This window comes from Pseudoalteromonas sp. CR1 (assembly GCF_019392235.1).
In the GTDB taxonomy this organism is placed as follows: Bacteria; Pseudomonadota; Gammaproteobacteria; order Enterobacterales; family Alteromonadaceae; genus Pseudoalteromonas.
In genome coordinates, this window is sequence record NZ_JAHXRM010000003.1 from 1 (window position 1) to 22,096 (window position 22,096).

A 22,096-nucleotide genomic window follows, 5' to 3' on the forward strand; every position below is an offset into this window, starting at 1 on the left:
GGTACGACTGAGTGGATTCGAACCACCGACCCCTACCATGTCAAGGTAGTGCTCTAACCAACTGAGCTACAGTCGTACAATTTTTTTAGGATTCTTAAATGTTGCTACGACTGAGTGGATTCGAGTCACTGAACCTTGGACCGGGTGGCCAAGAGTAGGTAGTGCTCTATCCATCAATTGTATGTTTCATTAATGTTGGTACGACTGAGTGGATTCGAACCACCGACCCCTACCATGTCAAGGTAGTGCTCTAACCAACTGAGCTACAGTCGTATTTTACATTTAATAAGCTTATGAAAATAATCACCAGCGGTCGCTAATATATAGCGTGGGGGAGGTCGAATCAAGCACGTTTCGTATTTTTAAGTTTATTTGCCGTTTTTTTATTCATATCGGGCTGATTTCACACGTTTTATAAAATTCTTGCCACCAAATAACATGCTGTTTAGCTGAGCTTTTTAACTGATTTAATAAATTTGTTTTAGAGTGGGGTGCTAGTAGCTCATTAATAGCATCTGTTGTTACTGGCTCTTTATACCAAACCTGGTTTAATAAAGGCTGAAGTACTTCAAGAAAACCAATAAGTTGTGCCTGATATGGCTGTATTTGCGACAAATAATATTTTTGAAAAATATTATTCATAATTTTCGCTTTATCTTTGTTTTTATTTTTAGGGCAAAGAGTATTTAGCTCTATATTTTCAACTAAATTAGTGGCAGATTGATTTAGTCGAACTTGTTGCCTTACAGATTTGATTAAGGACTGATTAAACCTGTATTTGTTAAGCGTTTCGAGTGCTTGATATATTGCATCTGCGTTTATTTCGTCAAATTGAGACTGTGCTAATTGAGCTTTAATAGCAGTCAGTTTTTGCATAGCCTCTATTGTATCGCTAAAGCCCGCGGGTTCTTTATTTAACTCGGAAGCGGTTAGCGACCATGTGCGGTTTAGCTCCGACTCTTCCAAAAGAGCTGCATTAAAGTAATAAAGTAAATTAGTTTGTTTTTGATTTTTTGCTTCACTAATTTTTTTATACGTTGCTGAGGATTCTTCGAGCGAGGCTAAGCAGCTATTGGCGTTTTGAATAAAGTCTATTTGATATTTTAAACGCCCTGCAGCGGTGGCTGTCTTACCCAGTTGATTGTTGTGCTCACTTATCACCACATTTAAGTTACAACTACTGATCTCCGCAAGCTCAACTATACCCAGTGTTATTTTATTGTTTTTGAGTTTGGTTAACGGCTTTAACTTTAGTGAATTTAGCGATGGCAGGTCTTCAGATTTTTTATCGGTTACATTTTCAAGGCGTTCTATGTAAGTGCTGTTTATATTACTAGGAGCTTCTGTACAAGCTGTAAGCACAGTAGTGGCTAGTATCAGTAATATACATACTGATACTAACTGCTTTATATAATGTAAATTGAGTGTGTTAGCTAATAAATGGTTCATGTTTAAAGCGCTTACTAACGGTTAGCATTAAGAGTATGGCTGCGACGGTGAGCCCGACAATTATACCAATCCAAAACCCGTGCGGCCCCATTGCTGGTACTATTATGTCTGTTCTTGCTAATACGTAGCCTAAGCTAAAGCCGATTAACCAATATGAAATAAACGTGATGTAAGAAATAGGGGCCGTGTGTTTTAACCCTCTTAAAATGCCATTTGCTGCAACTTGTAGGGCATCGGGCAATTGGTAAATACAGGCTAAAACCATAATTGAAGTGGCAAGGGCAATAACAGCAGGGCTCTCTGTGTATAGCTCACTGATTACATCACGGCCTATAAACGTTATAAACGCCAAAAACAGTGCGATGAATACAGCCAGTAGATAACTTGTCGATACAGCTATTTTTAACTGTTCATACTTGTTTTGGCCGTACAAGTTACCAATCCGAATACTAATGGCAATAGAGAGGCTCAGCGGCATCATAAACAGTAATGCGGTAACACTCGCTGCAATTTGATGCCCTGAAACAGCAACCGCGCCTAAATGAGCAATAAATAGTGGAATACACGCAAAGAGTGTGACTTCAAAAAAAGTAGCCAAAGAGATAGGAATACCTAATTTTGTAATAGTGGCGATAGTCGTTATATTTGGTTTTTCAAACGGTGTGAGCAGCCCTTTGGCATCTATTTTTTTACTCATTTGGCAATAAGTGACCTGTGCGAATGCCATCACCGTTAAAACAATGGCGGTTGCTATACCGCAGCCAGCTCCTCCATAGACAGGAAGGCCAAATAAACCATTTATGAAAATGTAGTTAGCAGGAATATTAACGGCTAACCCGAGTAAGCTAATATAAAAGGCCGGTTTTGTCATACCCATGCCTTCGGTCATATTTCTGTAGGTGGTAAAGAATAAAAATCCAAATACCCCCCATTTAACAAAATGAATATAGTCGTAGGCTAAGTTAGCAATAGCTGGGCTTGTATCTAGCTGTAATATAATAATGTTGGCCAAGTAGGCAATACTAAAGCCTGCAATGCACAGTAAAACGGTTAGGTATAAAGCTTGTTGAAAATAGTGGCTTATGCCTTTTTTGTCATTCGCGCCGGCAAACTGCGCAATAATGCCAGTAAGTGCTAATAAAATACCTTGCAGCGCTAAAAGTAGCGGGTTCCAAATACCTGTCGCAATAGACAGGGCTGCCAGATCGGTAGGGCTGACTTGACCTGCCATTATAGTGTCGACGACCGACATCAATATAAGGGTAACTTGCGCTAAAAAAACAGGTAACGCGAGAGAAAGTAAACGCTTCGCTTCCCAATTACAAAAGGTCATAAAAACAGCTATTTAATGAGTAAGACTTTAATTGTAATCTATTGTCTTTGAAATAAAAATCTCAGGAGTGAATGATTTTATAATTCGATACGTTAAACTATTACTTTGTCATAATTAAACGAGATTTTATGTTTACAGGTATAGTGCAAACTCAGGCTACTGTGGTGTCTAAAACCCATAATGAAGGAGTGTTACGTTTAGTGGTGTCGGTGAGCGATGATTACGTTAAGCACTTAGATTTAGGAGCCAGTATTGCTATTAATGGGTGTTGTTTAACGGTTGTAAAAGTTGAGCTAAGTAATCAAGATGTGGTGGCGCAAGTTCACTTTGATGTGATTGACGAAACACTTAAATTAACTAACCTAGGGCTTCTTGAACTAGGCAGTTTAGTAAATTACGAGCGCTCTGTTACTTTTGGTACTGAGCTGGGTGGGCACATTGTATCGGGACATATTCACTGTGCGGCTAAAATAAATCAAATAATCAATACCCAAAGTAACTGCAAAATTCAGATAAGCTTACCTGTAAAGTGGCAAAAATATGTCCTGTATAAAGGCTTTGTCGCCATTAATGGTGCCAGCTTAACAGTAGGCGAGATTGACGAGCAGGGCTTTTGGTTGCACCTAATCCCAGAAACACTCACCATTACAAATTTAGGTAAAGCGCAAGTGGGTGATGAGCTTAATATAGAGGTGGATCAGCAAACTTACACTATTGTTAACACCGTTGAAAACTACCTGCGTCATCAGGGTTAAAAAATTTGTTCGTCGTCACTGTCTACGTGCAGCTCTAACTTATTCTTTGCATAATCTATATGCATATTTAAATGAATTGGGTTACAACAGGCAGTGCAGTCTTCAATGTAGTCCTGATCGCCCATGCTTGCATCTAAATCTAAATGAATGTGGTGTCCGCAAAACGGGCAGCTGATACGTTGTGATAAAAAGTCTTTCATAATCACTCCAATTACAGATAACTTAAGCAGAGCTTGGAATGTTTCTATTCTAAACACGGCTTAACGACGTAAAACTCAACTCCTTAGAACCCTTTAAATATAGTCTGTTTGGCGTGTTATGACAGTTTATTTACACTTATTGTATAAGCTTATTTATATGTTGTTTAGCTTCAGTAAGATAGTGGCCAGCATATATATTTGCATGGTTTAAAATAGGATATAGCTGGTAAATGAGTTTACGTTTTTGGTAGCTTGGCAAAAGTGGATATTGCGTATTGTAGGCAACATAAAATGCGTCGGGTAGTGGGGCAAATAGCTCGCTCATGGCGATATCTACTTCTCGATCACCATAATAACAAGCTGGGTTAAACACCGTTGGCTGCTCTTTCAAAAAACCTAGGTTGCCTCGCCAAAAATCACCATGTAACAAAGATGGGCTCACAACATGACTATGCAGTTGCGCTTTAACTTCATGAATTATGTGCTCAGGATCAGCAAATTGAATGCCTTTTTCAGCTAATAGCTGTAATTGCCAGCCAATGCGTTCTTCGGCGTAAAATACATTCCATTTTTTATGCCAACGATTAGGTTGAACGGTTGTGGCTAAGTGATTATCTATATCAAAACCAAACATTGCTTGGTCATGCTTTTGATGCATTTGAGCAAGTTGGGTACCCATTTTTTGCCATTGATTATGGGGTTGCTTATCAAGGACTAACCACGAAAGTACAATAAATGAGTATTCAATGTTAGCACCTGTTGTAATGCAGCGAGGCACAGTAAAAAAGCTATTATTAGCGAGCAACTCTAAGCCTCTAGATTCACTCTCTAGCCGCTCAAACTCGCTTTTGAGTGCAATTTTAACAAAGTAGTTTTGCGTGCCATTGCCTATATGAAAATATTTATCGGTTGTTGTGCTTTGCAGTTGGCGCTTTTGTGTGTGTTTAAACTCAGTATTTGTTGCTTGGCTAATGTGCTCGTTAATTGCTTTCCACATAACAATTGCTCGTATTTTATACAGACACTTAAACTATGGCAAAAAGGGATTAATATAACAAACTAAACGTTGTAAAATTAACGAATGTGTCGCACAAAGTGATGCGGATTGTAATGGAGCAAAAATGAACAAAAGTTTTATAACCAATTTACTAGCAAGTATTTGTGTAGCTGCAGGGTTTATGTTTGATCAACCAGTGGTTTTGTCGGTGGGATTATTTGCGCTGTCTGGCGCAGTGACCAATTTACTGGCTATTCATATGTTATTTGAAAAGGTTCCGTTTTTATATGGCTCTGGCGTTATTGCGCTTAAGTTTGAGAGCTTTAAAGTTGCTATCCGGAACCTGATACTTACAGAGTTTTTCTCCGAGCAAAAAATTAATAATTTACTTAATAAGGCGCAGCCTAATATCGACTTTGAACCGATAATTAGCCATGTTGATCTAAACCCTGCGTTCGATAATTTACTCGAGGTAATAGAGCAATCGCAATTTGGTAGCATGCTGGGTATGTTTGGAGGCACCGCTGCAATAGAGCCAATGCGTGAAAAATTTATAGAAAAAATGCAACTTTCGTTGGCACAAATTTCTCAAACAGAGGACTTTAAAGCGTTAGTAACGCAAACGCTTTCACAAGGAAATAGTGCTAAAGGATTACACAGCACAGTACTTAAACTGGTTGATGAACGCCTTGATGAATTAACCCCTAAAATGGTGAAAGAAATCATTCAAACAATGATACGAGAGCACCTAGGTTGGCTGGTTGTATGGGGTGGAGTATTTGGCGGTTTATTTGGTTTACTAGCGGGTGTTCTTTGAGCGATTAGGTAAACAATAAAACTAAGCAGGTTACAGTAATGCCTGCTTAGCTATAAAGTTCAAGCATGCTACTGCGGAGATGAAATAACAACGACGTCCGGTAACGACACATTTGCCAAATCTTTAATTGAAGTGCGTGTATTGCTTTCAATATTTAAATAGTTAGCACTTTTATCTAAATTATAACGCGCTACAAAATCACCCATTGGCAGGTTGTTGCACGTTAGTTTATTGCTAATAATACTTTTTTTAACGTTAAGCGATTGCTGTGCTTTGCGAAGTACATACGCTTTGTTAGACGCTACAGCCATACAAATTTGCGTACCTGGCGTTGAGTCGGCTGCTACAAATTGTGCAGCTGATACAGGTGCTGCTAACGCTGCACTGCCAATAACAAGTGTTGTACATAATGCTTTTTTAACTGTGTTCATTTTACTTTCCTCATTGTTTGCGGTTGCATGCTAATTATTGACTAACTAATTAAAAAAGCTGTTAATCAAACGCAACAAGCTGTAAGCAAGTATGTGTAATGTACACACTTATATTTAGGCTCATGAAAACACATGTTTTTAAGTGTGTTTTTTGACACACTTTTATAAAAATAATTTTATTGATACTGACATATTCTTTAAGGCTGGTATTATCGCCTCATAAATAAACGTGAAGATTTTTAGGATAAACAGTGAGTAAAGCGTTAGCCAGTTATTACCAGCAAGCCTATGCATGCGAACAACAACATTTTAACCAGTGTTTTTATTGTGGCTGCGAAGCAACTGAGCGAGATCATTGTCCACCTCTTCACATGTTGCAAAGTATTATTGACTTAGGCGAGGATGCCGACTTTATTTCAATTCCTGCTTGTTATGAGTGCTATGCGTTGTTACATAATGAACGACTTATGTCTATTGATGAGCGCTTTACAAAAATTAAAAAAAAGTTGTCTAACAAATACGCTAAAGCACTGCGTGTTTACAACATGTGGGAAGAAAACGAATTAAGTGACATGAGTGATGAATTTGCTCACAGTATTCAGGCCGGAATGAAATTAGGAAAAGAAGCAGCTGAGCGATTAGCGTTTACAGGTTTTAGTTACGCCACTGAAGAGGCCCGTGTCACAGTACGCGAAAAAACCAAAGAGTTTGATGTAGAAGGAAAGGTGTTTTCCGATTTTAAAGACGCACTGAATTACTGCATTACTGTTTTAAATGTGCAAAAAAGTGACTTTTATAAAATTTTAGTTGAAGACTACAACGGCGATTTTAACAAAGCCCTTAGTCAGTACCGTCACCGCCACGACAAAGTAACCGCGGCTAAAGATGGGAATACCCTTATTAAAGATTTTTCTAAATTGCATAAGCAAAATTCAGATTTTGTAACCCGCACGGTTAAGCATTTTATCAGTAAAGATCCGTCACTCACCACGCAGGGCGCGCTAGAAAAGCTCTATAACAATTATATAAAAAAATAATCACGTAAATTCATCTTAATTTACCGCGTTTTCACCTGTTTTTTTAGCTTTATGCCCAAGCATTCGCTAAAGTATTAAAAAAACAGGAGAACCCAAAAACATGAATAAATTTGCTCCCTCTTTATTAGCCGTTGGCCTAGCCGCTGCACTTGTAGGCTGCCAAGAAAATGGCCCGCAAGATGATAAGATTACAATCAATAAAAATCCTTACCCAAGCACTTACACGCCAATTTCAACATCAAGTACACTCATTACAAACGCGACTGTTCTGACCGGGACTGGCGAACGTTTAGATGACGCTGATGTATTATTAGTTGATGGTAAAGTACTACAAGTGGGTAAAGACTTAGCTGCAAAAGCAGACACGACGATTGACGCACAAGGTAAATGGGTAACACCAGGTATTATTGATGTACATTCTCATTTAGGTGCGTATCCAAATCCATCGGTAGAATCACACCAAGATGGCAACGAAATGACTAGCCCAAATACAGCTGAAGTTTGGGTAGAGCATTCTGTTTGGCCACAAGACCCAGGATTTAACCGTGCACGTGAAGGCGGTATTACGTCACTTCAAATTTTACCGGGCTCTGCTAATTTATTTGGCGGACGTGGTGTAACACTTAAAAACGTGCCTGCGCATACAATGCAAGGAATGAAATTTCCTGATGCACCGTATGGACTAAAAATGGCATGTGGTGAAAACCCAAAACGCGTATACGGCCGTAAGGGCGTATTGCCTTCAACACGTATGGGTAATATGGCTGGTTACCGTTCGGCTTGGATTGGTGCTCAAGAATATAAACGAGCCTGGGATAAGTACGATGCAGAATACGCCGCAGGTAAAAATCCAGATGTACCTAATCGCGATATAAAGTACGACACATTACGTGGCGTGCTTGAAGGCGAAGTGATGATACACAATCACTGTTACAAAGCTGAAGAAATGGCAATGATGATTGACCTTTCAAAAGAATTTAACTATCACGCAGGTACTTTTCATCACGGTATTGAAGCATACAAAATTGCCGATTTATTAGCTGATAATGGTTCGTGTGCTGCATTGTGGCCAGACTGGTGGGGCTTTAAAATGGAAGCTTACGACATGGTTCAAGAAAACGTTGCCATTGTGGATGCGGTTAAAAACTCGTGTGCCGTAGTTCACTCAGATTCAGACACAACTATTCAACGCTTAAATCAAGAAGCGGCTAAAGTGATGTATCGCGCCAATGAAAATGGCTTTGATATTTCAGAAGAGCATGCAATTAAGTGGATCACCACTAACGCTGCGAAATCATTGGGTATTGACGATAAAACAGGCTCGCTTGAAGCAGGTAAACAAGGCGATGTGGTTATTTGGAACCAAAGCCCGTTTAGCGTTTACGCAAAAGCTGAGCAAGTGTTTGTTGATGGTGCAAAGGTTTACGATAGAAACGATAGCACTTATCAAGCAACCAGTGATTTCATGTTAGGTCAAAAATAAGGAGCACCCAGAATGAAAAATTTATCACGTTCGTTTTCGCTATCTCTGGTTGCTGCCGGATTATTCGCCTCTGGTGCTGTAAATGCTCAGTCACTGGCAATTATTAATGCAACTATTCATACATCAACAGAGCAAGGCGTATTAGAAGGCGCAAGCATTGTTATGGACAACGGTAAAATTACTGCTATTAACCCAGCACAAGTAAACGCCGATGAAATTATTGATGCGAATGGCAAAATTGTTACCCCTGGATTCATTGCAAGCAACAACCAACTAGGCTTAGTTGAAGTAGGTGCGGTTGCAGGCTCTCGCGATGCGGGTGACGACAAAGCCGGTATAGATTTTGATGTAAGCCTTGCTTACAACGCACATTCAAGCTTAATACCTTATGCACGTAAAGGTGGCGTTACAAGAGATGTAATTACCCCTTATGGCGGCGATAGTATTTTTGCTGGTTTGGCAAGTGTGGTTGATTTGAGTGGTAGCCTTGAAAGTAACATTCAAAAACAAGCGGCGTTAGTTGTACATTTAGGTGAGCGCAGAAAAGGCTCGCGAGCTTTTACACTGCAAACATTAATTAACAAGCTAGATGCACATCAAACTAAATTGAGCAAAAAAGATAAAAAAGACGACGATAAACCAAGTACTGCAGATAAAGTAATGGCTAAAGTACTTTCTGGCGATATGCCATTGGTAATAAGCGTATCGCGTGCTTCAGATATTGTTGAGCTTATTAAAGTAAAAGAACAATTTGGTGTTAACTTAGTACTCAGTGGAGCACAAGATGCCGTTGTTGTTAAAGAGCAAATTGCTAAAGCGAATATTCCCGTAATTATTAGCGCTATGGATAATTTGCCGGGTAGTTTTGATTCATTACATGCTAATTTAAACAATGCTGGTTTACTTGAAAAAGCCGGTGTTAAGGTACTTTTAACGGTTGGCGGAGACGCAAGCCACAACATTTATCAGCTTCGCTTTGACGCAGGTAACGCTGTATCTTATGGCATGAGCCAGCAAGGTGCACTGAAAGCTGTTACATCAAATGTTGCTGATGTATTTGGTATTAATGCGGGCAGTATTGAAGTAGGTAAAGCTGCAGATGTAGTGATGTGGACTAATGATCCGTTTGAAATAAGCAGTAACGTAAGCCGTATGTTTATAAATGGCACTGAGGTGTCTACACAGTCTCGTCAAGATAAACTACGTGACCGTTATACTACTGATTCAAATATGCCAAGAGCATACACTAAGTAATGAGTGAACGTTAATTTAAATAGGCCGCATTGAGCGGCCTTTTTTATAGACGTAAAAAAACCGCTTATTTTTAAAAGTAAGCGGTTTTATTTTTACTTTTTATTACACTAATTTAGCAAGGATATCGTTAAATGTAGTGCTTGGACGCATTGCTTCAAAAGCGGCTGCGTCGTTAGGCTGGAAGTAACCACCTAGTTCAACTGCAGGGCCTTGAGCATCGTTTAATTCGCTTACGATTGTATCTTTATTTGATTCTAAATCGCTCGCAATTTGCGTGAACTGCGCTTTAAGTTCGCTATCGTCATTTTGCTTAGCAAGCTCTTGAGCCCAAAATAAAGATAAGAAGAAATGAGAACCACGGTTATCAATTTCTTTAACTTTACGTGAAGGCGATTTGTTTTCAGCAAGGAAAGTACCCGTCGCTTTATCAAGCGTATCAGCAAGCACTTGTGCCTTGTTGTTACCTGTAGTTACGCTTAAATGTTCTAGTGAAGCTGCAAGTGCTAAAAACTCACCTAAAGAATCCCAACGTAAGTGGTTTTCTTTTTCAAACTGCTGAACGTGCTTAGGTGCAGAACCACCTGCGCCAGTTTCAAATAAGCCACCACCATTCATAAGTGGAACAATTGAAAGCATTTTAGCGCTTGTACCCAGCTCTAAAATTGGGAATAAATCTGTTAGGTAATCACGTAATACGTTACCTGTTACAGAAATAGTGTCTTTACCTTCTTTAATGCGAGCTAAAGAGAATAAAGTGGCTTCAAGCGGTGCTAAAATTTGAATATCTAGGCCAGCTGTATCGTGATCTGGTAGGTATTTATTTACTTTTTTGATTAGCTGAGCATCGTGTGCACGGTTTTCATCTAACCAAAAAATAGCAGGAACGCCTGTAGCACGTGCACGGTTAACTGCAAGTTTAACCCAATCTTGAATTGGTGCATCTTTAACTTGACACATACGCCAGATATCACCTTGCTCAACACTGTGCTCAAGTAATGTAACACCCGCTGTATCAACTACACGAATAGTACCGGCAGCTTTAGCTTCAAACGTTTTGTCGTGCGAACCGTATTCTTCTGCTTTTTGAGCCATAAGGCCAACGTTTGGAACGCTACCCATTGTCGTTGGATCGAACGCACCGTGTTCTTTACAAAAATCAATAGTTGCTTGATAAACACCAGAGTAACAACGATCAGGAATTACAAAACTTGTGTCTTGTAGTTTTCCATCGTTATTCCACATTTGACCGCTTGAGCGTATTGCAGCAGGCATAGACGCATCAATAATTACATCACTTGGCACGTGTAAGTTTGTAATGCCACGGTCTGAATCAACCATAGCAATAGCAGGGCGGTCAGCGTAAACAGCTTGAATATCTGCTTCAATTTCTTCGCGCTTAGCGTCATCTAATGTTTGAATCTTAGAGTATACGTCCCCTAAACCGTTGTTTACATCAACGCCAAGCTCTTCAAATAGCTCACCGTGTTTTGCAAATACATCTTTGTAGAAAACTTTAACTGCGTGACCAAAAATAATTGGGTCAGATACTTTCATCATTGTCGCTTTCATATGAAGCGAAAATAAAACACCTTTTTCTTTTGCAGCATCAATTTCAGCAGCTAAAAAAGCTTGTAGCTTAGCCGCACTAATGCGCGAAGCGTCAATTACTTCACCAGCAAGTAGCGGTGTGCTTTGCTTAAGTACAGTTACGTCACCGTTAGCAGCAACATGTTCGATACGAACGTCTGTTGGTGTTTCGATAGTTGTTGATTGTTCTGAACCAAAGAAATCGCCTTCGCTCATGCTCGCTACGTAAGATTCTGAATCTTTGCTCCAAGCGCCCATTGAATGAGGGTTATTACGAGCATATTCTTTTACAGAACCTGGCGCACGACGGTCAGAGTTACCTTCACGTAATACTGGGTTTACCGCACTACCTTTAACTTTGTCGTATGCAGCTTGGATTGCTTTTTCTTCATCGTTTTTAGGTTCAACAGGGTAATCTGGAAGCGCATAGCCTTTTGCTTGAAGTTCCTTGATTACAGCGCGTAACTGTGGAACTGAAGCACTAATGTTTGGAAGCTTGATGATATTTGCTTCAGGTGTTTTTGCAAGCTCACCTAGTTCAGCAAGTGCATCACCAATACGTTGTTCTTGCGTTAAATAATCAGGGAAGCTAGCAATTACACGACCTGCTAATGAGATATCGCGAGTTTCAACTTCAACACCTGCTGCATTTGTATATGCTTGGATGATCGGTAGCAACGAGTAAGTTGCTAGTGCCGGAGCTTCGTCAGTTTTTGTATAGATAATTTTTGATGTCATCATCATTCCTAGATAGTCGGCCAATAGGCCTTATTCAACAATGCAAAGAAATCATTAACGCTGAGTTAGCAAATATTATAGTGTTTTAATAAGTACGCTCAGATAATGAATAGTTTGTTAGGTGTTGGTACTCGTGTAGCTTTGTAATTAAAGCAGAATAGTCACACCTGACGAACTGTGGTCATATTTATAGCTAAAAAAACAATAAAAATAAATCAGCCTTTAGACTAGTACATTTTATATGGGCGGCAAGTTGAGTTTTTTGCAGCATTTTACGTATATTTTTAGCACTAAGAGTGTAACAAGCTTGAATACAAAGGGCTAGAGTTTGAACATGCTTAGGGGCAGTTAAACAGCCAACTGTTAGAATATTGGGATATATAAAATAAAAACAAGGATAAGGGTTGAAAATACAGAAAAAGAAGCAATTTATAACAATGAAGGGGTAGAAAAGTAGCTTGAGGAATTAAGCGAGGAGCCTAGAAGGTCGCTCGCTTTAGTCGAATAAAACAGTAATCACTCTAAAATGTCGCCATCTAAGGCAATATTTTTAGCGTGTAGGCCTTTAGGGCCTTGTTCTAGTTCGAATGTTACATCTTGACCAGCTTTAAGCGTTTTATAACCGTCCATTACAATTGTAGAGTAATGGGCGAAAATATCATTCTCGCAGCCGTCTTCAACGATGAAACCAAAACCTTTAGCATTGTTAAACCATTTAACTTTACCACAAGCCATACTTCTACATCCTTCAATAAGTTGACTAATTTAGTTATTCTAAACCATATTATTTGCTAGACTGATTAAGGATTAATCAACCTATGTTTGACTGTAGTTTATTTAATCAATCAGTCAAGCTTTTTGGGCTATTTTTTAACATTTTATTTATTTTTTATTCAAGTTTGCTTGAGTTCCTAAGACAAGACTATATTTAATTATGAGTGGTATGAAAGATTCAGGTGTTATCGACACAGTTCGCGATAGCGAAAAGCAAAAGCTACAGCCGCCGCGAAAATACAAAGTTGTTTTAAATAATGACGATTACACGCCGATGGACTTTGTAATAGAAGTTTTAACGACGTTTTTTAATATGGATAGCGATAGAGCAACCGACGTGATGCTTCAAGTTCACGAAAAAGGTAAAGGTATCTGCGGCGTTTACAGCGCTGATGTAGCCTACACCAAAGTTGAACAAGTTAACCGCTACTCGCGTGATAACGAGCATCCGCTGCTTTGTAGTTGTGAGCAGGAATAAATACCAACTAGGGTGATCACACACCTGTTTGTTGTGGTATACATTATTATCTCAGTAAGGGGTTGCCAATGCTAAACAAAGACTTAGAACTAACCTTAAATGCCGCGTTTCGTGAAGCGCGCACTCGCCGTCATGAGTTTATGACCGTCGAGCACCTTTTGCTTGCGCTATTAGATAACCCTTCTGCCTCAGAAGCGCTAAATGCGTGTGGTGTAAATATTTCAGGCTTAAAATATGAATTGCTTGAGTTTATTGACGAAACAACACCGGTTATTCCCGATTTAGAAGAAGAGCGTGAAACGCAGCCTACACTTGGTTTTCAACGTGTTTTACAACGTGCAGTGTTTCATGTTCAATCATCAGGTAAAAACGAAGTAACCGGCGTAAATGTGTTGGTTGCTATTTTTTCTGAGCAAGAAAGCCAAGCTGTTTACCTACTTAAGAAAAACGATGTTTCACGTTTAGATATTGTTAACTTTATCTCGCATGGTATTTCAAAAACTGATGACGATTTAGGTGATGACACTGACGACATCAATGAAGAAGTGCAAGAAGTTCAAAACGAAGAGGCTAGCAAGCTAGACAGTTTCACTACTAACTTAAATGCGCAAGCGCGCGAGGGTAACATTGACCCATTAATTGGTCGTGACAGTGAAGTAGAGCGTGCTGTACAAGTATTGTGTCGTCGTAAAAAGAACAACCCATTACTAGTTGGTGAAGCGGGTGTAGGTAAAACAGCGATTGCTGAAGGGTTAGCTTATCGTATTGTAAACGAGCAAGTTCCTGAAGTGATTGCAGATGCGGTTGTGTACTCTTTGGATATGGGTGCGCTGCTTGCCGGAACTAAGTATCGCGGTGATTTTGAAAAGCGTTTCAAAAGCTTACTAAAAGAGTTGCAAGCAAAACCAGGCTCAATTTTATTTATAGATGAAATACACACCATCATTGGGGCTGGGGCTGCATCAGGCGGGGTTATGGATGCGTCTAACTTGCTGAAGCCATTGCTTTCAAGTGGTAAGCTTCGTTGTATGGGGTCAACGACCTACAACGAATACAAAAACATATTTGAGAAAGACCGTGCATTAGTTCGTCGCTTTCAAAAAATAGATGTACTTGAGCCAAGTGTTGCCGACACCACTAAAATTCTAAATGGTCTAAAAGATCGCTATGAAGAACACCATGGTATTCGTTACACACAAAAAGCGCTAAAAGCCGCTGCTGAGCTTAGCGCTAAATACATTAACGAACGTCATTTGCCTGACAAAGCTATTGACGTGATTGATGAAGCAGGCGCTAACCAGCGTTTACAGCCTAGCTCGAAACGCAAAAAAACCATTGGTGTATCAGATATTGAAATGATCATATCTAAAATGGCGCGTATTCCACCGCAGAATGTATCGTCTTCGGATAAAGAAACACTTAAAAATATCGACCGTAATCTTAAAATGTTGGTGTTTGGGCAAGATCAGTCTATTGATGCACTCACATCGGCAATTCGTTTATCGCGCTCAGGGCTAACCAGTGAAGAAAAACCAGTGGGGTCGTTCTTATTTGCAGGACCTACCGGTGTTGGTAAAACAGAGGTCACTAAGCAGCTTGCTAAGTGCATGGGTGTTGAGTTTATTCGTTTTGATATGTCGGAATACGTTGAGCGTCATGCAATTAGCCGTTTAATTGGTGCGCCACCAGGCTATGTTGGTTTTGAGCAGGGCGGTTTATTAACTGAGGCTGTTATCAAAAACCCTCATGCGGTTGTTTTACTCGATGAGATAGAAAAAGCACATCCAGATATTTACAACATTTTATTGCAGGTAATGGATCACGGTACATTGACCGACAACAACGGCCGTAAGGCTGATTTTAGAAATGTTGTGTTAGTCATGACCACCAATGCCGGTGTACAAGAAACAACTCGCAAGTCAATTGGCTTCAGCGAGCAGGATCACACACACGATGCAATGGGTGAAATAAATAAAACATTTTCGCCAGAGTTTAGAAACCGCTTAGATAACATTATTTGGTTTAATCACCTTGAACGTGAAGTTATTCTATTGGTGGTTGATAAATTTATTGTCGAACTGCAAGCACAGCTTGATAAAAAATCAGTTAATTTTGAATTGACCTCTAAGGCACGTGAATGGTTAGCTGAAAAAGGCTACGACAAGGCGATGGGGGCACGTCCAATGGCACGTGTTATTCAAGAAGAGCTTAAAAAGCCACTCGCCAACGAAATATTGTTTGGTAAGTTGTCTGATGGCGGTACAGTTAAGGTATCGGTTAAAGACAAGAAAATCCGCTTTGATTACGAGAGTAATTTAACGCCGGCTTAAATATGTTTAAAAATGCTAAATGGCCCGCTTGAAATAGTGGGCCATTTTTATTTTAGACAACAAAAAACCCAGCCTAGGCTGGGTTTTTTGTTTATTAAATGTAATTGCTAGTCAAAGTCCATCAATTACATTTAATAAACGCTTTAAGCTAGTTATACACTAGCCAAAAACTAAATCTCGTTTACGCACTTACTTAGCGAGCACGGAATACGATACGACCTTTCGATAAATCGTAAGGAGTCATTTCTACCGTTACTTTATCGCCGGTTAAAATACGGATATAGTTTTTGCGCATTTTACCTGAAATATGAGCCACAACTACGTGACCATTTTCTAGCTCAACTCGGAACATTGTATTTGGTAAAGTATCAAGGACAGTCCCTTGCATTTCGATTACGTCTTCTTTCGCCATGTTTAGCGTAACACCTCTTTAATAGTTAAACGCTGCAGATTTTGCCCAAAATACACCAATAAGTAAAGGCGCAGGGGCTATATTTGCAAATTAAATAGCCACCCACTCATCATTAAGCTGTTTTTGTGCCGGTAAAAACTGCGTTTTGTACTTCATTTTGTCGCACTCATCAATTTGGTAGCCTAAATACACAAATTGTTTATTTTGTGCTTTGGCAAATTTTATTTGTTCTAATATCATAATTGACCCCAAGCTGTAATGCTCAAAGTCAGGATCAAAAAAGGTATAAATAGCAGAAATAGCGTTGTCCATACAATCAGTTACGGCAACAGCGACTAAAGTGCCTTGATGCCAAAGTTCAATAAACGTTATATCAAGCCAACTACACAACAAAAAGCTCTGAAATTGTTCAGGTTGAGGCGGATACATACTACCATCTTGGTGACGTAGGGTAATGTATTTACTGTATAGCGGATAATAGTCTGCACGCTCACTACTAGAATAAGTAACAGTAAAGTGGGTTTTTGCTTTGTTTAGTTTACGTTTTTGTGATTTTGAAGGGATAAATTCTTGAGCTAAAACACGTACAGAGTTGCAGGCACTGCAAACGGGGCAATGAGGGCGATAAATTTGGTTGCCACTGCGTCTAAAGCCCAAAGCTAATAATGACTCAAACTTGCTTGCACTGTAATAAGTAGGATCGAGTATTACTAATAGCTGCTCACGCCTATTTGGCAAATAACTACACGCAAATTCTTGGCTTAAACCCACCCGGGCTGTCAGGTTTTCATTCATAGATTGCATCCAGTTTTTGTGGCTTCCACATTGAAGGGTTAACTTTATAGGTAAGTGCAGTGTTAAGTTTAGCTAAAAAATCAGAACGAGATATCACTTTTGCACCCAAACTCATTAAATATGGGTTTTCGAGTTGGCAATCAATAAAATGTGCATTATGTTTTTTTAACCAATTAACCAGCGCCCACATGGCTAATTTAGAGCAATTAGTTTGATGATGAAACATCGATTCACCACAAAATACACCATTTTGCATTATCCCATATAAGCCACCTGCAAGCTCTCCGTTGCGCCATACTTCTAAACTGTGTGCTATTCCTGCGTTGTGAGCATTGGTATACGCGCTGAGCATATCAGAGGTGATCCAAGTACCGTCGGTATCAATGCGTTGATCGCGGCACGCTTCAATAACTTCAACAAAGGCGTTATTGATGGTCACTGTGACGGGGTATTTTTTTAGGTGCTTGCGCAGGCTTTTACTAACATGAAAATCGCTTAACTCTACAATGCCACGCTCACTTGGTGACCACCACATAATAGGTTCGTTATCGCTAAACCAAGGGAATATACCGTTGCGATAAGCATTACATAGGCGAGGTAGGCTTAAGTCACCACCAACAGCAAGTAAGCCGTCGGGAGATACTAATGCGTACTCTGGATTAGGAAATGCTATATCGGTATCACTTAATTGGTATAGCTGGTTTTTCATAAGGAATGTACTTTTTATTGTTTGTTTTAAAAGTGTAACTATATTTTAGATGTAAAAAAAGGGGCTGATTGCTCAGCCCCTTTTGTGAAAAAATAAACGTTATAGATTGTCTAAAAAGCGCTCTGCATCAAGGGCAGCCATACAGCCTGTACCCGCTGATGTAATTGCTTGGCGGTAAATATGATCAGACACATCACCTGCAGCAAAAACACCTGGTACGCTTGTTTGCGTTGCGTTGCCGTTAAGACCTGACTCAACAACTAGGTAGCCGTCTTTCATCTCTAGCTGGCCTTCAAACATATCTGTGTTTGGTTTGTGGCCAATTGCAATAAACACACCTGCTAGGTCTAGATCTTCAGTAGCATCAGATGCAACATCTTTAATACGAATGCCTGTTACGCCCATTTGGTCGCCCAAAACTTCGTCAAGCGTACGGTTGTAGTGCATTACAACGTTACCGTTTGCAGCTTTTTCTGTAAGGCGGTCAGCAAGAATTTTTTCACTACGGAAGCTATCGCGACGGTGAATTACATGTACTTCGTCAGCAATGTTAGATAAGTAAAGTGCCTCTTCAACTGCAGTATTACCACCGCCCACAACCGCTACTTTTTGACCTTTATAGAAAAAACCATCACACGTTGCACATGCCGACACACCGCGACCTTGAAAGTTTGTTTCAGACTCTAATCCTAAGTATTTAGCAGATGCGCCAGTGGCAATGATCAGCGCATCACATGTGTATGTACCTTGGTCGCCAGTTAGTGTGAAAGGGCGTTTAGAAACATCAACCTTATTAATGTGGTCAAACACAATTTCGGTTTCAAAGCGTTCAGCATGCTCTTTCATACGATCCATTAATGCAGGGCCTGTTAAACCGTGTGCATCACCCGGCCAGTTTTCAACTTCAGTTGTTGTGGTTAATTGACCACCTTGTTGCATACCTGTAATTAAAACAGGGTTTAAATTTGCACGGGCTGCATATACTGCTGCCGTGTAACCAGCTGGGCCAGAGCCTAAAATTAGTAGCTTGCTATGTTTTGCTTCAGTCATGATATTTTCCTAAACGATTCTATACGGTCATTAATGCGCTCGATTCTAAGAAAAACAAGGCAGAAGTAAACAAAATCTGAGATTATTTTTTTTAGTAAATCGAAAAGCTGTTCATTTTTATGTACTAAACAATCACACTTTTACGCCTTACAAGGTAAACTAGCTCAATAAATAGACTAACAAGCAACAAAACGTCGTTAATTCATGACCACTTTGATTTTTTTTGTTATGTTTTACCTAATTTTGATTTGTCACTGATAGATTATGTGACCTAAATGAATAGGCAACTATGTTATTTTGGCAGGAAAAACCCGCATTTGGGTTGACTTCAAAAGACGTTAACGTCTTAACCAATGCGCAAGATTACCGCACACAATTACTTAATTTAATCGCTAATGCAAAAACGCGTATTTATATTACCGCGCTTTATTTGCAAGATGATGAAGCAGGCCGTGAAGTTTTAGAGGCATTACACAATGCATCTTTAGCTAACCCTGGACTTGAAGTAAAAGTACTGGTCGATTTTCATCGTGCCCAGCGTGGACTCATTGGTGCTGAGAAATCAGACGGGAACGCAAGTTTATACTGTGACTATCTAGAAAAATTTAAATCAAATGTACAAGTATTTGGTGTACCTGTAAAAGCGAAAGAGCTATTTGGCGTCTTGCATCTAAAAGGCTTTGTTATAGACGATACCTTACTTTACAGCGGTGCTAGCTTAAATAATGTGTATTTACAGCATAGCGACCGCTACAGGCTTGACCGTTACTTTTTAATTACGCAAAAAGATTTGTGTGATTCTGTAATAGACTTTATCGAATCAAAGCTGTTGAGTTCAGTGGCCGTGCCTCGTATCGATATGCGTCCGCTCAAGCGTTTAATTGACTTTAAACTTGAGCAAAAGCAATTAATGCGCGATTTAAAAGCAGCAAGTTACAAGTCGGCTGAGCAAGCAAGTAATAATGCGTTAAATATTCGTTTGTTTTTAGGGCTTGGGCGCCGGCATAACGAACTTAATCGTATGATCAAGGCGCTTTTTGATACAACAGAGCGCGAATTAGTACTTTACACGCCATACTTTAACTTCCCGGCGCCGCTTATGCGCTCATTACGCAGGCTTTTAAAGCAAGGCAAACATATTACAATTGTTGTGGGTGATAAAACCGCTAATGATTTTTATATGCCACCTAGTGAGCCGTTTAGTAAAATTGGTGCGTTGCCTTATTTATACGAAACTATTTTGCATAAATTCGTTAAAACGCAAAAACGCCATATAGATAACGGAAACTTGAACGTATACCTTTGGAAGCACGACAATAATTCTTTTCATTTAAAAGGAATATGTGCAGATAGATCAAAGCATTTATTAAGTGGGCATAATTTAAATCCACGTGCATGGGGTTTAGACATAGAAAATGGGATATTAATTGAAGATCCCGAGCAAACTATTATGCAAGCGATTGATAACGAAAAGCATGAAATTCTTAAGCATTGCCGCCGTTTAACTGGTCCAGATGATTTAGAAACCATGGAAGATTACCCTCAGCCAGTTAAAAAGTTACTTGGCCAAGCAAAACGGGTAAAAGTAGATTTTATTATTAAACGGTTTATTTAAATTTAGTTTAAATTAGACATAAAAAAAGCAGCTCCATAGCTGCTTTTTTTTATAAGTACAAACGCTAAATTAAGCGTTTTCTACTGCTGTGCGTGGGTCAACGTAATCCATGTTAAATGCTTCAGCAACTTCTTTGTACGTTACTTGGCCTTTAATTACATTTAAGCCTTTTAAGAAGTTAGCGTCGTCTAACAATGCCTTTTTGTAACCTTTGTTTGCAAGGTTAATAATAAACGGCAATGTTGCATTGTTAAGTGCAAATGTAGATGTACGTGGAACAGCACCCGGCATATTCGCAACACAGTAGTGAACAACGTCGTCAACAATAAACGTTGGATCAGCGTGCGTAGTTGCTTTAGACGTTGCAATACAACCGCCTTGGTCAATAGCAACATCCACAATGGCAGAGCCTGGCTTCATTGCTTTAATGTGATCGGCTGTTACTAGCTTAGGAGCCGCAGCACCAGGGATTAATACACCACCAATAACTAAATCGGCTTCAAGTACGTGTTTTTCTAGTGCGTCAGCAGTTGAGTAAATTGCTTTTACTTTATTGCCAAATTGTGCGTCTAGTGCGCGAAGTACATCAATGTTACGGTCAAGCACAACAACATCTGCACCTAAGCCAACTGCCATTTGCGCAGCGCTACGGCCTACCATACCACCACCAATAACAACAACTTTGGCTGGCTCAACACCTGGTACTCCACCTAGCAACATACCACGACCGTGGTTAGATTTTTCAAGTGCTTGTGCGCCGGCTTGAATAGACATACGGCCAGCTACTTCGCTCATAGGTGCTAGAAGTGGTAAACCACCGCGAGAGTCAGTCACTGTTTCATAAGCAATACAAATTGCTTTGCTCTTAACAAGGTCTTCAGTTTGTGGAAGATCAGGTGCAAGGTGAAGGTAAGTAAAAAGAATTTGGTCTTCACGAAGCATTTCACGTTCAACTGCTTGTGGTTCTTTTACTTTTACAATCATCTCTGCGTTTGCAAAAACGTCAGCTGCAGTTGCTAAAATGTCTGCACCTGCTTGGGTGTAATCTTCATCTGTAAAACCAATGCCCATACCTGCATTCGTTTCTACAATCACTTGGTGGCCGTGATTAACTAATTCACGAACACTAGCAGGAACCATACCTACGCGGTATTCATGGTTTTTGATTTCTTTAGGTACACCAATAATCATAACATTTGCCTTATTAAGAACGGATTGAAATTTTTCACTATTATATTCATGACAAGCCAGTGTGTCTCACCTTTTTTTACTGCTAAGCTAGTGTTATTATCTAAAATTATAAAAATTACAGAGTAAAAAACTAGTAGGGCTTATGCATCAGTTGTTAGACAGAATAGACCGCAAAATTTTGATGGAATTACAACACGATGGGCGCCTCTCAAATGTTGAACTGGCCCGACGAGTTGGTCTGAGTGCCACGCCCTGCCTAGAGCGCGTAAAAAAGCTTGAGCGAGAAGGTTACATACTCGGATACAAAGCGGTGGTCGATCCGGCTAAGCTAGGGCAGGGGTTATCGGTGTATGTAGAGGTCACCATAACAAAAACCTCGCCAGACGTATTTGACGAGTTTAGTGCAGCCGTTAAAAAGCACGAAGAAATAATAGAATGTCATTTAGTGTCGGGTAATTTTGATTTTTTACTTAAAACGCGTGTTAACGACATGTCGGAATACCGGGGAGTACTGGGTGATATATTGCTTAAATTACCTAACGTAAGTGAAAGCAGAACTTATGTAGTGATGGAAGAAGTAAAAGGGGAAGACGGCGTTATAATTCGCCCTTATATTGCTTAAATTAATAATGGCATTGTAAATAATTATTTTATTACGGCT

Annotated in this window: 21 protein-coding genes and 2 tRNA genes; 9 read left to right on the forward strand and 14 right to left on the reverse strand. The window is 39.6% G+C overall.

What is annotated here, in order from left to right; translation table 11 throughout:
- Positions 1–2 precede the first annotated feature (2 nt).
- From KZZ04_RS04090 to KZZ04_RS04105, 4 genes are all read right to left on the reverse strand, one after another.
- A tRNA-Val gene (locus tag KZZ04_RS04090) sits at positions 3–76 on the reverse strand.
- 120 nt (positions 77–196) lie between these two features.
- Positions 197–273, reverse strand: a tRNA-Val gene (locus tag KZZ04_RS04095).
- A gap of 114 nt (positions 274–387) precedes the next feature.
- Positions 388–1,449 carry a DUF3080 family protein gene (locus tag KZZ04_RS04100; RefSeq protein WP_219421913.1) on the reverse strand — a complete coding sequence of 354 codons (1,062 nt, stop codon included), beginning with the start codon at positions 1,447–1,449 and terminating at the stop codon, positions 388–390.
- The gene (locus KZZ04_RS04105; protein ID WP_219421915.1) at positions 1,430–2,782 is read right to left on the reverse strand and encodes an MATE family efflux transporter; all 1,353 of its coding nucleotides are present in this window, start codon (positions 2,780–2,782) and stop codon (positions 1,430–1,432) included. The genes KZZ04_RS04100 and KZZ04_RS04105 overlap by 20 nt, the downstream gene beginning before the upstream one ends.
- Positions 2,783–2,910: 128 nt before the next feature.
- Here KZZ04_RS04105 and KZZ04_RS04110 point away from each other — a divergent pair, with 128 nt between their 5' ends.
- Positions 2,911–3,537, forward strand: a complete 627-nt coding sequence (locus KZZ04_RS04110; protein WP_058405487.1) for a riboflavin synthase — start codon at positions 2,911–2,913, stop codon at positions 3,535–3,537.
- On the opposite strand, the gene KZZ04_RS04115 is transcribed toward KZZ04_RS04110, so the two are convergent.
- Together KZZ04_RS04115 and KZZ04_RS04120 are read right to left on the reverse strand one after the other, a co-directional pair.
- Positions 3,534–3,737 carry a CPXCG motif-containing cysteine-rich protein gene (locus KZZ04_RS04115; RefSeq protein WP_219421917.1) on the reverse strand — a complete coding sequence of 68 codons (204 nt, stop codon included), beginning with the start codon at positions 3,735–3,737 and terminating at the stop codon, positions 3,534–3,536. The genes KZZ04_RS04110 and KZZ04_RS04115 overlap by 4 nt on opposite strands.
- Before the next feature lie 136 nt (positions 3,738–3,873).
- Positions 3,874–4,734 (reverse strand): fructosamine kinase family protein, encoded by an 861-nt coding sequence (locus tag KZZ04_RS04120; protein WP_219421919.1) that lies wholly within the window; start codon positions 4,732–4,734, stop codon positions 3,874–3,876.
- A gap of 124 nt (positions 4,735–4,858) precedes the next feature.
- Between KZZ04_RS04120 and KZZ04_RS04125 the strand changes: the two genes are divergently transcribed.
- Positions 4,859–5,551, forward strand: coding sequence for a hypothetical protein (locus KZZ04_RS04125; RefSeq protein ID WP_058405490.1), 693 nt, complete (start codon positions 4,859–4,861; stop codon positions 5,549–5,551).
- Between the two features lie 68 nt (positions 5,552–5,619).
- Here KZZ04_RS04125 and KZZ04_RS04130 read toward each other — a convergent pair whose 3' ends face one another.
- Complete coding sequence (locus KZZ04_RS04130) at positions 5,620–5,982, reverse strand: DUF3718 domain-containing protein (protein WP_138528525.1); 363 nt, start codon at positions 5,980–5,982, stop codon at positions 5,620–5,622.
- A gap of 251 nt (positions 5,983–6,233) precedes the next feature.
- Between KZZ04_RS04130 and KZZ04_RS04135 the strand changes: the two genes are divergently transcribed.
- From KZZ04_RS04135 to KZZ04_RS04145, 3 genes are all read left to right on the forward strand, one after another.
- Complete coding sequence (locus KZZ04_RS04135) at positions 6,234–7,019, forward strand: hypothetical protein (protein ID WP_058405492.1); 786 nt, start codon at positions 6,234–6,236, stop codon at positions 7,017–7,019.
- Between the two features lie 100 nt (positions 7,020–7,119).
- A complete protein-coding gene (locus tag KZZ04_RS04140; RefSeq protein ID WP_138528529.1) occupies positions 7,120–8,502 on the forward strand; it encodes an amidohydrolase in 1,383 nt (460 codons plus the stop codon).
- 12 nt (positions 8,503–8,514) lie between these two features.
- Entirely contained in the window at positions 8,515–9,756 is a 1,242-nt protein-coding gene (locus KZZ04_RS04145; RefSeq protein ID WP_219421921.1) for an amidohydrolase family protein, read from the forward strand.
- 102 nt (positions 9,757–9,858) lie between these two features.
- Here the strand turns inward: KZZ04_RS04145 and KZZ04_RS04150 are convergent, their stop codons facing one another.
- Together KZZ04_RS04150 and cspD are read right to left on the reverse strand one after the other, a co-directional pair.
- Positions 9,859–12,081, reverse strand: a complete 2,223-nt coding sequence (locus tag KZZ04_RS04150; protein ID WP_058405495.1) for an NADP-dependent isocitrate dehydrogenase — start codon at positions 12,079–12,081, stop codon at positions 9,859–9,861.
- A 516-nt stretch (positions 12,082–12,597) separates the two neighbouring features.
- Positions 12,598–12,816 carry a cold shock domain-containing protein CspD gene (gene cspD / locus KZZ04_RS04155; protein WP_006792879.1) on the reverse strand — a complete coding sequence of 73 codons (219 nt, stop codon included), beginning with the start codon at positions 12,814–12,816 and terminating at the stop codon, positions 12,598–12,600.
- A gap of 208 nt (positions 12,817–13,024) precedes the next feature.
- On the opposite strand from cspD, the gene clpS reads away from it, so the two are divergent.
- Together clpS and clpA are read left to right on the forward strand one after the other, a co-directional pair.
- Positions 13,025–13,333, forward strand: a complete 309-nt coding sequence (gene clpS / locus KZZ04_RS04160) for an ATP-dependent Clp protease adapter ClpS (protein WP_021032429.1) — start codon at positions 13,025–13,027, stop codon at positions 13,331–13,333.
- A 68-nt stretch (positions 13,334–13,401) separates the two neighbouring features.
- On the forward strand, positions 13,402–15,663 hold the full coding sequence (gene clpA, locus KZZ04_RS04165; RefSeq protein WP_058405496.1) for an ATP-dependent Clp protease ATP-binding subunit ClpA: 2,262 nt from the start codon (positions 13,402–13,404) through the stop codon (positions 15,661–15,663).
- A 193-nt stretch (positions 15,664–15,856) separates the two neighbouring features.
- Here clpA and infA read toward each other — a convergent pair whose 3' ends face one another.
- The 4 genes from infA to trxB form a co-directional block, all read right to left on the reverse strand.
- Positions 15,857–16,075, reverse strand: a complete 219-nt coding sequence (gene infA, locus KZZ04_RS04170; protein ID WP_002962494.1) for a translation initiation factor IF-1 — start codon at positions 16,073–16,075, stop codon at positions 15,857–15,859.
- Positions 16,076–16,165: 90 nt separating this feature from the next.
- Complete coding sequence (locus KZZ04_RS04175; RefSeq protein ID WP_219421923.1) at positions 16,166–16,870, reverse strand: arginyltransferase; 705 nt, start codon at positions 16,868–16,870, stop codon at positions 16,166–16,168.
- Positions 16,863–17,579 (reverse strand): leucyl/phenylalanyl-tRNA--protein transferase, encoded by a 717-nt coding sequence (gene aat, locus KZZ04_RS04180; protein ID WP_219421924.1) that lies wholly within the window; start codon positions 17,577–17,579, stop codon positions 16,863–16,865. The genes KZZ04_RS04175 and aat overlap by 8 nt, the downstream gene beginning before the upstream one ends.
- Before the next feature lie 99 nt (positions 17,580–17,678).
- Positions 17,679–18,629, reverse strand: coding sequence for a thioredoxin-disulfide reductase (trxB, locus tag KZZ04_RS04185; protein WP_058405499.1), 951 nt, complete (start codon positions 18,627–18,629; stop codon positions 17,679–17,681).
- 289 nt (positions 18,630–18,918) lie between these two features.
- Between trxB and pssA the strand changes: the two genes are divergently transcribed.
- Positions 18,919–20,244, forward strand: coding sequence for a CDP-diacylglycerol--serine O-phosphatidyltransferase (gene pssA, locus KZZ04_RS04190; protein WP_219421925.1), 1,326 nt, complete (start codon positions 18,919–18,921; stop codon positions 20,242–20,244).
- A gap of 69 nt (positions 20,245–20,313) precedes the next feature.
- Here the strand turns inward: pssA and ald are convergent, their stop codons facing one another.
- Entirely contained in the window at positions 20,314–21,435 is a 1,122-nt protein-coding gene (gene ald / locus KZZ04_RS04195) for an alanine dehydrogenase (RefSeq protein ID WP_219421927.1), read from the reverse strand.
- Between the two features lie 142 nt (positions 21,436–21,577).
- On the opposite strand from ald, the gene lrp reads away from it, so the two are divergent.
- Positions 21,578–22,057, forward strand: a complete 480-nt coding sequence (gene lrp / locus KZZ04_RS04200; protein WP_006792871.1) for a leucine-responsive transcriptional regulator Lrp — start codon at positions 21,578–21,580, stop codon at positions 22,055–22,057.
- The last annotated feature ends 39 nt before the right edge of the window (positions 22,058–22,096 follow it).